Origin of the sequence: Actinosynnema sp. NPDC059335, assembly GCF_042752395.1 — a bacterium.
Taxonomy (GTDB): Bacteria; Actinomycetota; Actinomycetes; order Mycobacteriales; family Pseudonocardiaceae; genus Actinosynnema.
In genome coordinates this window covers 1-12,413 of sequence record NZ_JBHYXZ010000123.1, presented here as the reverse complement: position 1 = coordinate 12,413, position 12,413 = coordinate 1, and the positions used below count along the sequence as shown (strand labels likewise).

The window sequence follows — 12,413 nt, the reverse complement described above, 5'->3', positions numbered from 1 at the left end:
GGGGTGTTGGTGGTGGTGTTTGGGGTGTGGGTGTGGGTGGGGGGGGGGGTGGGGGGGGTGGGGGGGGGGGGGGGCCCCCGCCCCCCCCCCCCCGGGGCCCTCAGGACCTCAGCACCGCCACGTCGCCCGCGGGCACGCGCAGCTCGGACTCGCACCGCCGCCCGGTGAGCAGCTCGGTGCCGGACGCGGGCAGGCGCACCTCGTCGTCGGTGTGGTTGAGCACGAAGAGGTACTCGGCGTCCGCGCCGCGGCGGCGCACCACCTCGACGTCGCGCGGCAGGTCGTCGTCCACCGCCACGCCCGCGACCGGGTAGACCTCGCGCAGCACCTCGGCGAGCGCCGCGCCGCGCAGCCGGGTCGAGACGTACCAGGCGGTGCCCGCGCCGAGCCGGTGCCGGGTCACGGCCGGGCCGCCCGCCGCCGGGCCGTCCACGTAGTCGCGCACGCTCTCCGCGCCGGTCAGGTGCAGGTGCTCGGCCCACACGTCGCCGCGCAGGCCGCCGTCGAGCGCGACCTCCTCGCCCGCCCGCAGCGGCAGGAACTCCTCGACCTCCAGACCGAGCACGTCGCGCAGCGCGCCGGGGTGCGCGCCGGGGTGCACGGTGTCGTTGGCGTCCACGATGCCGGAGAAGTACGAGACGACGAGCGTGCCGCCGCCCGCCACGTAGTCGTGCAGCACCTTCGCCGCCGCCGTCGAGGTCAGGTACAGCGACGGCGCCACGACCAGCCGGTACCCGCCCAGGTCGGCTCCCGGCGCGACGAAGTCCACGGTCAGCCGGGCGTCCCAGAGCTGCTCGTAGAACGCGCCCACGCGTTCCCGGTAGGACAGGTCCACCGACGGCCGCCAGTCCAGCTCCAGCGCCCACCACGACTCCCAGTCCCACAGCACCGCGACGTCGGACCGCACCAGGCTGCCGCGCACCTCGCGCAGCGCGTCGAGGTCGCCGCCCAGCCGCACGACCTCCCGCCACAGCCGGCTGCGCGTGCCGGAGTGCGGCAGCATCGCGGAGTGGAACTTCTCCGCGCCGAAGCGGGACGCGCGCCACTGGAAGAACATGACCGCGTCCGCGCCGCGCGCCACGTGCGCCAGGCTGTTGCGGCGCATCTCGCCCGGCCGCTTGGCGAGGTTGCGGGGCTGCCAGTTCACCGCGCCGGTGGAGTGCTCCATGAGCATCCACGGCCGCCCGCCCGCCACCGCCCGGGTCAGGTCCGCCGACAGCGACAGGTCGATGTGGTTGCGGTCGGCCTCGGCGGTCAGGTAGTGGTCGTTGGCCACCACGTCCACCTCGCGCGCCCAGCGCCAGTAGTCGATCGACTTGCAGTTGGTGGTCATGAAGTTCGTCGTGATCGGCACGGTCGAGTGCTCGCGCAGCAGGTCGCGCTCGGCGGTGTAGCAGGCCAGCAGCTCGTCCGAGCAGAACCGGGCGAAGTCCAGCTCGTGGGCCGGGTTGCCGGTGGTGCCGGACACGCGCGGCGGCTCGACCTCGGCCCAGTCGCCGTAGCGCTGGCCCCAGAAGCTGGTGCCCCACGCCTCGTTGAGCGCGTCGAGGGTGCCGTGCCGGTCGCGCAGCCAACGCCGGAACGCCTCGGCCGACCGGGGGCAGTAGCACGCGCCGACCGGCGCGCCGTACTCGTTGTGCACGTGCCACAGCGCCACGGCGGGGTGCGCGCCGTACCGCCGGCCGAGCTGCCGGGTGATCGCCGCGGCGGCCTCGCGGTAGGCGGGCGCGCTGGGGCAGAACGTGGCCCGCGAGCCGAGTTCCAGCACCGTGCCGTCGCGGGTGACCGGCCGGATGTCCGGGTGCGCCCGGTACAGCCACGCGGGCGGCACGACGGTCGGCGTGGCCAGGTTGACCGCGATGCCCGCGCCGTGCAGCAGGTCGAGCAGCCGGTCCAGCCAGCCGAAGTCGAACTCGCCCGGCCTCGGCTCCAGCGCCGCCCACGCGTGGATCGCGACGCTCACCAGGTTCACCCCGGCCTGCCGCATCAGCCCGACGTCCTCGACCCACACCTCCTCGGGCCACTGCTCGGGGTTGTAGTCCCCGCCGTAGACGAGTCCGTCGACGCCCACCGGCATCCGCGGGGCGAACGGGTCCTCCACCGCCTGCCCGTCGGCCTGCCGAGGCACCACAAACGTCATGAAAACTCCAGTGGCTGTGAACGTGCACGGTCCCTTCGCACATTACGGTGCAGATAAGAGGGCGAGTCAAGTGGTTGACAGCCGTGACGGGGAGACAACTACTGTGCACGTTCACAGCGCGGTTCTCGCTGGCAGCGGCGTCAGCGACGCGGAACCCCCGGAGACCCCATGCGACTCGACATCGCGAAGAAGGCCGCGGCCATCGGGCTCGGCCTCGCCCTGATCGCCGGCTGCGGCGGCGGTACCGAGCAGACCACCGACGGCCCGGTCGAACTGTCCTTCTGGGCCTGGGCGCCCGACATCGACAAGGTCGTCGACAAGTGGAACGCGAGCCACCCGGACGTGAAGGTCGTGGTGAGCAAGCAGGCCCAGGGCGACGAGCTGGTGACCAAGCTCCTCACCGCCGCGAAGGGCGGCAACCCGCCGGACCTCGCGCAGGTGGAGTTCCAGTCGCTGCCCACGCTGGTCAGCAACGACGTGGTGGCCGACATCTCCGAGGGCGCCGCCGCGGCCGAGGACGAGTTCGCCCCCGGCGTCTGGGACCAGGTGACGCTCGGCGGTGCGGGCGTCTACGCCGTGCCGCAGGACTCCGGCCCGATGATGTTCTACTACCGCGCCGACCTGTTCGAGCAGTACGGCCTGAAGGCGCCGACCACGTGGGACGAGTACGCGCAGACCGCGCGCGACCTGCGGGCCAAGGCGCCGGACAAGTTCCTGGGCACGTTCTCCTCCAACGACCCCGGCTGGTTCGCGGGCCTCGTGCAGCAGGCGGGCGGCTCGTGGTGGTCGGTCGACGGCGACACCTGGAAGGTCTCCGTGGACGACGCGGCCACCAGGAAGGTCGCGCAGTACTGGAGCGGCCTGATCGCCGAGGGCGCGATCGACAAGTCCCCGATGTACACGCCGGAGTGGAACAAGGCGCTCAACGACGGCGTGCAGATCGGCTGGCTCAGCGCGGTGTGGGCGCCGGGCGTGCTGAAGGGCAACGCGGAGGGCACGCTGGGCAAGTGGGCGATGGCCCCGATGCCGCAGTGGGACGCGGCGAAGCCGCGCACCGGCAGCTGGGGCGGCTCCACCACGGCGGTGACCGAGGGGTCGAAGCACCGCAAGGCGGCCACCGAGTTCGCGGTGTGGCTGAACACCGCCCCGGAGGCGGTTGCGGGCCTGGTCACCGAGAGCGCCGTCTACCCGGCGGCCACCTCGGCGCAGGAGGCGCTGAAGAACCCGCCCGCGTTCTTCCCGAACCAGCCGGACTTCTACACCCGGGCCGCGGAGATCGCCGCCACGTCGGCCGGCTTCACCTGGGGCCCGAACGTCAACGTCACCTACACCGCGTACCGCAACGCGATGGGCGAGGCGATCAGCTCCGGCGCGGACCTGGTGCCCGCGTTGGCGAAGATGCAGTCCGCCACCGTGGACGACATGAAGGCCAACGGCTTCACCGTGGGCAACTGAGGAGCCCGCCCGTGACGTCGACACGCGTGCCCGGGCGGGGCGGCACGGCGCCGAGGCTGGCGCCGTACGCCTTCGTGGCCCCGGCGGTGGTGCTGTTCCTGCTGGTGTTCGCGCTGCCCATCGGCTACACCCTGTACCTGAGCCTGTTCCGCACCGAGGTGAAGGGCCTGGGGCTGGGCCGGGGCAGCCGCTCCGAGGTGTTCGCGGGCCTGGACAACTACGTGCGGGCCCTCACCGACGCCGAGCTGGGCGCGGGCGCGCTGCGGGTGTTCGGGTACGGCGCGATCCTCGTGCCCGCCATGCTGGGCCTGGCGCTGGTGTTCGCGCTCCTGCTGGACGAGGAGCGGGTGCGGGCCCGCGGGTTCAGCCGGATCGCGATCTTCCTGCCGTACGCGGTGCCGGTCGTCATCGCGTCCCTGCTGTGGGGCTTCCTGTACCTGCCGGGGACGAGCCCGCTCAACCAGCTGCTGCGCGAGCTGTCGCTGCCCGGCGTGGACCTGCTGTCGCCGACCGGGATCTACTTCGCGCTGGCCAACATCGCGGTGTGGGGCGGCGTCGGCTACAACATGGTCGTCCTCTACACCGCGCTGCGGTCGATCCCGCGCGACCTGTACGAGGCGGCCCGGATCGACGGCTGCACGCCGTGGCAGGTCGCGATCCGGATCAAGATCCCGCTGCTGGCGCCGGCGCTCGTGCTCACGTCGTTCTTCTCGATCATCGCGACGCTCCAGGTGTTCGTCGAGCCGACCACGCTGGCGCCGCTGACCAACTCGCTCTCGCTCACCTGGACGCCGTTGATGAAGGTCTACCAGGACGCGTTCGGCCGCGGTGACATCCACTCCGCGGCCGCCATGTCGGTGCTGATCGCCGTGGTGATGTCGGTGCTCTCGTTCGGCCTGCTGCGGCTGACCCGGACGCGGGCGTTCGGGGGTGAGCGGTGAGCGCCGCGGTCCGCGCGCGGTGGGGCGGGTTCCCGACGGTGGTGCTGCTGCTCGGCGCGGCGTACTGCCTGTTCCCGGTGGCCTGGGTGCTGGTGGCGGCGACCAAGAGCAGCGGCGAGCTGTTCTCCACCACCACGTTCTCGCCCGGGTCGTCGCTGGTGGCCAACCTGGTCGAGCTGAACGGCTACCGGGACGGCATGTTCTGGCAGTGGATGGCGAACTCGGCGCTGTACGCGGGGGTGGGCGCGCTGCTGTCCGCCGCGCTGTCCGGCGTGACGGGGTACGCGCTGGCCAAGTACGCGTTCCCCGGCCGGGCGCTGATCTTCAACACGCTGCTGGCGGGCGTGCTGGTGCCCGCCGTGGTGCTGGCCATCCCGCAGTACCTGCTGCTGTCAAAGGTCGGCCTGACCGACACCTACCTGTCCGTGCTGGTGCCGGGCGTGATCAGCCCGTACGGCATCTACCTGGCCCGCGTGTACGCCGGCGCGGCCGTGCCCGAGGACGTGGTCGAGGCGGCCCGCACGGACGGCGCGGGCGAGCTGCGCATCCTGACCTCGATCGCGCTGCCGATGATGGTCCCGGGCCTGGTCACCGTGTTCCTGTTCCAGTTCGTGTCGATCTGGAACAACTTCATGCTGCCCTACATCATGCTGGGCGACGACGGGAAGTTCCCGATCACGCTCGGCCTCTACACGATGCTCAAGCAGGGCAACACCACGCCCGCGCTGTACACGCTCGTGATCACCGGCGCGCTGGTGTCGGTGCTGCCTCTGATCGCGCTGTTCCTCACCTTGCAGAGATACTGGCGCATCGACTTGCTCTCCGGAGCGGTGAAGACATGAGGGAGTCATGAGCGTCGAGCGCAGCAAGGCGGCGCGGCACCGGCCGACCATCCACGACGTGGCGGCGGCGGCCGGCGTGTCCCGCGGCACGGTCTCGCGCGCGCTCAACGGCGGCCGCAACGTCAGCCCGGCGGCGCTGGAGGCGGTGCTGAAGGCCGTGCGGACCACCGGGTACGTCGCCAACCCGGCCGCCCGCAGCCTGGTCACGCAGCGGGCGCACTCGGTGGCGTTCGTGCTCACCGAGCCGCAGCAGCGGCTGTTCGAGGACCCGAACTTCAGCATCCTGCTCCAGGGCTGCACGCAGGAGCTGGCCGAGCTGGACGTGCCGGTGCTGCTCATGACCGCGAGCACGGAGGTGGAGCGCAAGCGGACCAGCCGGTTCATCGCCGCCGGGCACGTGGACGGCGTGCTGCTGGTGTCCTCGCACACCGGCAACCCGCTGATCCACGACCTGCACGACTCGGGCATCCCGGTGGTCGCCTGCGGCAAACCGCTCGGGCACGAGGGCCACGTCGCGTACGCGGCGGCCGACGACCGGTCGGGCGCGCGGTCCATGGTCGAGCACCTGCGGTCGCGCGGCAGGCGGCGGATCGCCACCATCACCGGCCCGCCGGACACGCCGGGCGGCGTGGAGCGGCTGGCCGGGTACCGGGACGTGCTCGGCGCGGAGGCCACGCCGGACCTGATCGCGCACGGCGACTACAGCCGTGCCGGTGGTGAGGCGGCGATGGCGGCGCTGCTGGAGCGCGCGCCGGACCTGGACGCCGTGTTCGTGGCGTCCGACCTGATGGCGGCCGGCGCGCTCAACGTGCTGCACGACTCCGGGCGGCGGGTGCCGGAGGACGTGGCGGTCGGCGGTTTCGACGACTCCAGCATCGCGACCTCCACCCGGCCCGCGCTGACCACGGTGCGGCAGCCGTTCCAGCGCATCACGCGCGAGATGGTGCGGCTGCTGCTGGAGCAGATCCGGGGCGAGCCGCCCGCCGCGGCGATCCTGCCGACCGAGCTGGTGGTGCGCGCTTCGACGTGACGCGCCCGTCGCCGTTGACGGGCGCCACGCGTCACCGGGGGCCGAAGGTCAGGCAGAGGCGGAGCGGGTGCTCGCCCCAGGTGTTCATCGCGTACATGGCGAGCAGGCCGCCCGCCTCGACCGACTCGCGGGTCGCCGGTGCGGTCACCGCCGCGGTGCCCTGCCACATCGGGGTGTCCGGGGGTGGCGGCGGTGCGGTGCGGGCGGTCGCGACCGGCCTGCCCTCGTGCTCCTCGACGGCCAGCAGCACGTACGGCTCCGCGAGGTCGCCGTTGTGGGTGCCGGGTTCGAGGGTGACGTGCTCGCCGCGTTCGGCCGCCGCGAGGCTGATCCGGCCGAGCCGGCGGAAGGCGTCCAGCAGCGTGTCGGTGGTCAGCGCCTGGTGCGCCTCCTGGCCGCTCACGCGGGTGAGCCGGACGACGGAGCCGCCGGTGCTGCCGTCCTCCGCGCGGTAGCGGTCCAGCAGCGTGATCGTGGCCGAGGAGGCGTCCAGGGCGACCAGGTCGCGGAACCGGCGGTCGGTGAGCGGGGTGCGGGCCAGCGCGCCCAGGCCGAGCTTGTCGAGCACGGCCTCGGGGTCGGACATCCGCCAGAACGTGCACTGCTCGCCCACCCACAGCGGCAGGTAGCCGCCGATGGGCAGGCCGGGCACGACCGTGGTCAGGGTCGAGCCGACGGCGGGGCCGGGCGGTGCGGCGGGGTTCGAGGGTTCCGGTGCGGCGGGTTCCGGTTCCGGTGCGGCGGGGGATTCGCCGGGCGGGGTGAAGTCGGCGGGTGGCGTCGGGGTCGGCGGCGCGGTGAAGTCGGCGGGGGACGTCGGCCCGGTGACGTCGGCGCTGGTGTCGGCGGCGCCGGTGTCGGCGGCGGCCTGGGGCGCGGGGGCCTGGGCGGCGGGGGCCTGGGCGGCGGGAGGTTGGGCGGCGGGAGGTTGGGTGGCCGGGCGGAATGGGGGCAGGGCGGCGAAGCGGGGGTCCACGCGGGCGGTGCGGACCACGTGGTGCGCCCAGGCCCGGAGGCGGGACAGCGGGTGGTCGGCGAACTGCGGGTCGAAGCGCGGGTCGTCGCCCGCGTGGAACGGCAGCCGGCCCTGCACCTCCGGCGCGTACGGGTGCGGCATGACCCAGTTCTCGAAGCCGAGCTGCGCCACCAGCACCGCCTCGCGCATGCCGGTCATGCCGCGTTCGGCCGCCTGGAGCTTCAGCACGGCGCTGCTGTCGGCCTTGGGCACGGTGAACGAGCCGAGGAACACCTGGCCGGACGGCTGGTTCGGCAGGGGCACCTTGACCACCTGGAGCAGCGCCGGCACGTCGCCCAGCCGCACCACGTGGGCCTCGATCAGGCACCCCACCTCGCCGACCACGACCGCCAGGTCGTGCCGCAGCTTCGGCAGGTCGTCCAGCGACGCGGGCAGGTCCGGCACCAGGTCGAAGTAGCTGAGGGTGACCTGGTCGCCGTTGCCCGGGTTGAACCAGGTCGCTCGGTCGTGTTGTTGCCAGCCGGTCGTGTCGAATGCGATGGGCACCCACCGAACCCTATGGGGTGGCGCCGACGGCGCGCACCGCGCGTCGATCGCTACCGGCCGAGGCCGTGCTCGTAGGCGTAGATCACCGCGTGCACGCGGGTGCGCAGGCCCAGCTTGGTCAGGATGCGCGCGACGTGCGTCTTCACCGTGCCCTCCTCGATGGTCAGCGCGGCGGCGATCTCCGCGTTGCTCAACCCGCGCACCACGTGCGCCAGCACCTCGTGCTCGCGCGGCGTGAGCCGGTCCGCCGCGGGTGGGGCGGGTCGGGGCGAGAGCTGGGCGAAGCGGGCGATGAGCCGTCCGGTGACCTTCGGGTCGATCAGCCCGCGCCCCTCGTGCAGGCTCCGCACCGCCTCCAGCAGCCGGGCCGGGTCGCTCTCCTTGAGCAGGAAGCCGGACGCGCCCGCCGCCAACGCGCCGAACAGGTACTCGTCCAGGTCGAACGTGGTCAGCGCGAGGATCTTCGGCGCGGCGGCGGTCGCGGTGAGGCGGGTGATCGCGGCGATGCCGTCGCCGTGCGGCATCCGCAGGTCCATCACCACCACGTCGGGCCGGCGGGTCAGCGCCACGTGCACCGCCTCGACCCCGGTGGCGGCCTCGCCGACCACCTCGATGTCCGGTTCGCCGTCGAGGACCATCCGCAGCGCTTCCCGCACCGGGTCCTGGTCGTCGGCCACGAGCACCCGAATGGTCACCGCGTCGTCCTCCCCGTCGGCAGTTCCGCCCGCACCCGCCAGCCCCGCGGCCCGTCCGGGCCGACCGCGAGGGTGCCGCCCACCAGCCCCACCCGTTCCCGCATGCCCCGGATGCCCTGCCCCTCCAGGTGCGGTCGCACCGCGGGCGGCCCGTCGTCGACCACCGTGACGACCAGCCGGTCCCGCTCCCGGCGCAGCCGGACGTCCACCCCGGCCGCGGTCGAGTGGCGGACGGCGTTCGTCAGCGCCTCCTGCACCACCCGGTACGCGGTGTGGTCGACGGCGGGCGGCAGCGGCGCGTCCGGCCCGGACCGGCGCACCGTGACGCGGCGGTCCGGGCCGGAGAGCCGTGCGGCCAGGTGGTCCAGCTCGGCCAGGCCTGCGCCGGACGGCGCCTCCCGCAACGCGCCCAGCAGCTCGCGCACCTCGTGCAGCGCGGACAGCGACAGGTCGGCGATCGTGCCCAGAGCGCGGTCGGCGACCGGGGAAGCGCCCGCGAGCGCCCGCCGGGCGGCGGTGGCCTGCCACCGGATCGCGGTGAGGTGGTGGCCGACGCTGTCGTGCACGTCCCGGGCGAGCTGGGCGCGTTCCTCGGCCAGCACCCGGTCCGCTTCCGCGCGTTGCACCCGCAGCGTCTGCGCGGCCCGCTCGCGGTGCAGCCGCAACGCGTAGCCGGTCGCCACCGGCGCGACGCCCATCACCACCAGGTCGGTGATCGTGAAGACTCGCACCGGGCTGCCCGCGATGGCGGCGCTGACCAGCACCCAGCCCGCGCACACCGCCAGCACCAGCACCGGGCCGCGGTCGCGGTGGTAGACCGCCGCGCAGAAAGCGCCCATCGTGACCAGCATCCCCGGCCACGCGGGCAGGAACCCGAGGCCGCCGAGCCCGACCACCGCCGACAGCACCGCACCGGTCAGCGGCAGCACGCGCCGCAACAGCAACGGCAGGCTGACGCACAGGCTCGACCCGATCAGGACCGCGGGGGCCGGCGGCGGCACCCCGCGGCCCTCCCACAGGGTCAGCAGCACCAGCAGCGCCGTGACGCCCACGACGAGCAGGACTTCCCGGACGAGTCGCATGACCGCCATGGTCTACGCGACGCCGCAGGCCGTGCCCTCGGGTGGGAGCGCGCCGGTGGTCAGGTAGCGGTGGACGTGCTCCCGGACGCACGGGTGGCCGCTGAGGTACAGGGCGTGGCCGCCCTGCACGGGGAGGTAGCGGGCGTTGCCGAGCTGTGCCGCGACGCGTCGTGCGTCCAGGGGCGGTGTGGTGCTGTCGTGCGCCCCGCTCGCGATCAGGATCGGCGGCAGACCGCGCACGTGCAGCCGGTGCGGCGGGTACGTGCCGGTGCCGGGGAGCCCGGCGCAGTGGTAGGCCATGGGCCACGTGGCGACCCACCCGATGTGCGGCGTGATCGCGCGCAGCTCGGCCTCCCACGCCTTGAGCACCCGGTAGTCCGACGGGTAGGGGAAGTCGGCGCAGAACGCGATCCGGGACAGGTCGGGGTCGCGGCCGCCGACCGGCTGCTCGGCGAACCGGGTGGCGTCGCCCGCGTGCGCCTCGGCGATGGACCGGGCCAGGTCCGGCCACTCCCCCTCGAACGCCGGGTTGGTGCGCGACACGATCCGGGAGGCGTTCACGGTGGTGCCCGCGCCGGGGATCGGTTCCCGCGCGGCGCGGGCGAGCAGGTCGTCCCAGACGGCGAGCGTGTCGCGGCCGTGCAGGGCGCAGGTCGGCTCGCCGGCGCACCACTCGGCGAACCGCTCCATGTCGCGCTCCATGGTCCGGGCGCGGGGCACGAGCCAGTCGGTCCAGGAGCGGGTGGTGTGGTCCAGCACGCTGTCCAGGTACATCCGGCCGACGCGGTGCGGGAAGAACTGCGCGTAGGACTGCGCGTACACGGTGCCGTAGGAGTTGCCGTAGTAGTTCAGCCTGGTCTGGCCCAGCGCGGCCCGGAGCGCGTCGAGGTCCCGGGCGACCTGCCAGGAGTCGAGCCGGCCCGCGAGCGGCCCGGCCGCCCGGCCGCAGTCGACGCCGAACCGGTGGTTGGCCGCGCGGTACCGCTCGTAGGTGGCCTGGTCGGGCGAGGCCCACTCCAGGTTCTCCGGCAGCGGCGCGGGGTACGGGCAGGTGATCCCGGCGCTGGTCTCGAACCCGCGCGGGTCGGCGACGACGACGTCGAACCACCGGGTCAGGTCGGTGAACGCGTCCTTGGCGACGCGCAGCACGGAGACCTGCTGCGCCGGGCCGCCGAGGTTGACCACCAGCACGCCCCTCTTCGTCGCCTGGTCGCGGGCGGGCAGGCGGGCGACGCCGAGCGCGATCGTCCCGCCGCGCGGCTCGCGCCAGTCCACGGGGACGGTGACCTCGCCGCACTGCAACCCGTCACCGCAGTCGGTCCACGAGAGCGCACGTGCGGCGTGCGCGACGCCCGGCGCGACGGTGAGCGCGGTGAGCAGGCAGACCGCCCCGACCACGCCCTTCATCGTTCTCCTCATGCGCCCAGCGTCGCCGGGCCACCCGCCACCGGTCGTCTGCCTTCCGACAGATCTTCCGCGTGAGTCGAACCCTCACGTCCCGTGTGTCGAACGCTCGGGACCCGTGAGTTCCACGTTCAGGACGGCCGCGGGGTACCCGAGCGTGGAATTCGGGGTACGCGAGCGTTCGACACTCGGGGCCCGGGGGTTCGACTCACGCGGGGTCGGGGACTTGGGGCAGGTCGTGGCCCAGTCGGTCGCGCTTGGCGATCAGGTAGCCGACGTTGTGCGGGTTGGGCGGCGCCAGGTGCGGCACGCGGGCGGACACCTCGACGCCGTTGGCCCGCAGGGCCAGCACCTTGTCCGGGTTGTTCGACATCAGCCGCACGGACGAGACGCCCAGGTGCCGCAGCACGCGCGCGGCGGGCGCGTAGTCCCGCACGTCCACCGGCAGGCCCAGCGCGGTCGCGGAGTCGAGCGTGTCCAGGCCCTGCTCGTCCTGCAGCACGTGCGTGCGCACCTTGGCCACGAGCCCGATGCCGCGCCCCTCGTGACCGCGCAGGTAGACCAGGACGCCGCCGCCCTCGGCGACGATCCGGTCCAGCGCCGCGCCGAGCTGGTCGCCGCACTCGCAGCGCAGCGCGCCGAAGAGGTCGCCGGTCAGGCACTCGGAGTGCACGCGGACCAGCACGTCCTCGCACCCCGCCGGCCGGCCGTGCACCAGCGCCAGGTGCTCGTGCCCGCCGTCGCGGAACGCCACCGCGCGGAACGTCCCCCGGCGCGTGACCAGGTCGGACTCCGCCACGTCCTCGTCGTCGAAGGCTGTCTCGCGCATCCGGCTCCCTCGTCACCCGGCGACGGCGGGGCGTTCACTACGCTCGGCCGGACCTGCACCGTAGCCCGCAACTCCGCGGAGGTCACCCTGTTCAGCATCACCGTTCGCGATCACGTGATGGTCGCCCACAGCTTCCGCGGCGAGGTCTTCGGTCCCGCGCAACGGCTGCACGGCGCGACGTTCGTGGTGGACGCGAAGTTCACGCGGGCCGAACTGGACGCCGACAACATCGTGGTCGACATCGGACTCGCGACCGAGCGGCTGCGCGAGGTGCTCGGCGCGCTCAACTACCGCAACCTCGACGACGTGCCCGAGTTCGCCGGGATCAACACCTCCACCGAGTTCCTCGCCCGGCACGTCGCCGACCGGGGGGCCCCCGCCCCCCCCCCCGGCGCGCGGGGCGCCGGCGGGGGGGGGGCGGGGGCGCACGGGGGGCACTGTCACGATAGGCGCGAGGGGGGGGGGGCGGAGCG

At 73.7% G+C, this 12,413-nt stretch carries 11 protein-coding genes; 5 read left to right on the top strand and 6 right to left on the bottom strand.

Features of this window, described 5'->3' with window-relative positions; genetic code table 11:
- Positions 1-100 precede the first annotated feature (100 nt).
- On the bottom strand, positions 101-2,140 hold the full coding sequence (locus tag ACFXGA_RS29845) for a beta-galactosidase (RefSeq protein WP_378093571.1): 2,040 nt from the start codon (positions 2,138-2,140) through the stop codon (positions 101-103).
- A gap of 168 nt (positions 2,141-2,308) precedes the next feature.
- Here ACFXGA_RS29845 and ACFXGA_RS29840 point away from each other — a divergent pair, with 168 nt between their 5' ends.
- The 4 genes from ACFXGA_RS29840 to ACFXGA_RS29825 are packed head-to-tail and all read left to right on the top strand — an operon-like array spanning position 2,309 to position 6,408.
- The gene (locus ACFXGA_RS29840; protein WP_378093569.1) at positions 2,309-3,595 is read left to right on the top strand and encodes an ABC transporter substrate-binding protein; all 1,287 of its coding nucleotides are present in this window, start codon (positions 2,309-2,311) and stop codon (positions 3,593-3,595) included.
- 11 nt (positions 3,596-3,606) lie between these two features.
- Complete coding sequence (locus ACFXGA_RS29835) at positions 3,607-4,536, top strand: carbohydrate ABC transporter permease (protein WP_378093567.1); 930 nt, start codon at positions 3,607-3,609, stop codon at positions 4,534-4,536.
- Entirely contained in the window at positions 4,533-5,378 is an 846-nt protein-coding gene (locus ACFXGA_RS29830; RefSeq protein WP_378093565.1) for a carbohydrate ABC transporter permease, read from the top strand. The genes ACFXGA_RS29835 and ACFXGA_RS29830 overlap by 4 nt, the downstream gene beginning before the upstream one ends.
- A gap of 7 nt (positions 5,379-5,385) precedes the next feature.
- A complete protein-coding gene (locus ACFXGA_RS29825) occupies positions 5,386-6,408 on the top strand; it encodes a LacI family DNA-binding transcriptional regulator (RefSeq protein ID WP_378093563.1) in 1,023 nt (340 codons plus the stop codon).
- Positions 6,409-6,439: 31 nt separating this feature from the next.
- Here the strand turns inward: ACFXGA_RS29825 and ACFXGA_RS29820 are convergent, their stop codons facing one another.
- The 5 genes from ACFXGA_RS29820 to ACFXGA_RS29800 form a co-directional block, all read right to left on the bottom strand.
- Positions 6,440-7,930: a hypothetical protein gene (locus ACFXGA_RS29820; RefSeq protein ID WP_378093561.1), complete on the bottom strand. Its 1,491-nt coding sequence runs from the start codon at positions 7,928-7,930 to the stop codon at positions 6,440-6,442.
- 50 nt (positions 7,931-7,980) lie between these two features.
- Complete coding sequence (locus tag ACFXGA_RS29815) at positions 7,981-8,625, bottom strand: response regulator (protein WP_378093559.1); 645 nt, start codon at positions 8,623-8,625, stop codon at positions 7,981-7,983.
- A complete protein-coding gene (locus ACFXGA_RS29810) occupies positions 8,622-9,707 on the bottom strand; it encodes a sensor histidine kinase (protein ID WP_378093557.1) in 1,086 nt (361 codons plus the stop codon). Before ACFXGA_RS29810 ends, ACFXGA_RS29815 begins: the two co-directional genes overlap by 4 nt.
- 12 nt (positions 9,708-9,719) lie before the next feature.
- Entirely contained in the window at positions 9,720-11,126 is a 1,407-nt protein-coding gene (locus ACFXGA_RS29805) for an alpha/beta hydrolase (protein WP_378093555.1), read from the bottom strand.
- Between the two features lie 193 nt (positions 11,127-11,319).
- Positions 11,320-11,940 carry a GTP cyclohydrolase II gene (locus tag ACFXGA_RS29800; RefSeq protein ID WP_378093552.1) on the bottom strand — a complete coding sequence of 207 codons (621 nt, stop codon included), beginning with the start codon at positions 11,938-11,940 and terminating at the stop codon, positions 11,320-11,322.
- Positions 11,941-12,027: 87 nt separating this feature from the next.
- Between ACFXGA_RS29800 and ACFXGA_RS29795 the strand changes: the two genes are divergently transcribed.
- Positions 12,028-12,413: 6-pyruvoyl tetrahydropterin synthase family protein (locus ACFXGA_RS29795; protein ID WP_378093602.1), on the top strand; the 386-nt coding region annotated here is incomplete at its 3' end.

Coding starts and splice junctions, on each gene's coding strand:
- ACFXGA_RS29845 (WP_378093571.1), bottom strand. CDS start 2,140: ATGACGTTTGTGGTGCCTCGGCAGGCCGACGGGCAGGCGGTGGAGGAC.
- ACFXGA_RS29840 (WP_378093569.1), top strand. CDS start 2,309: ATGCGACTCGACATCGCGAAGAAGGCCGCGGCCATCGGGCTCGGCCTC.
- ACFXGA_RS29825 (WP_378093563.1), top strand. CDS start 5,386: ATGAGCGTCGAGCGCAGCAAGGCGGCGCGGCACCGGCCGACCATCCAC.
- ACFXGA_RS29810 (WP_378093557.1), bottom strand. CDS start 9,707: ATGCGACTCGTCCGGGAAGTCCTGCTCGTCGTGGGCGTCACGGCGCTG.
- ACFXGA_RS29805 (WP_378093555.1), bottom strand. CDS start 11,126: ATGAGGAGAACGATGAAGGGCGTGGTCGGGGCGGTCTGCCTGCTCACC.
- ACFXGA_RS29800 (WP_378093552.1), bottom strand. CDS start 11,940: ATGCGCGAGACAGCCTTCGACGACGAGGACGTGGCGGAGTCCGACCTG.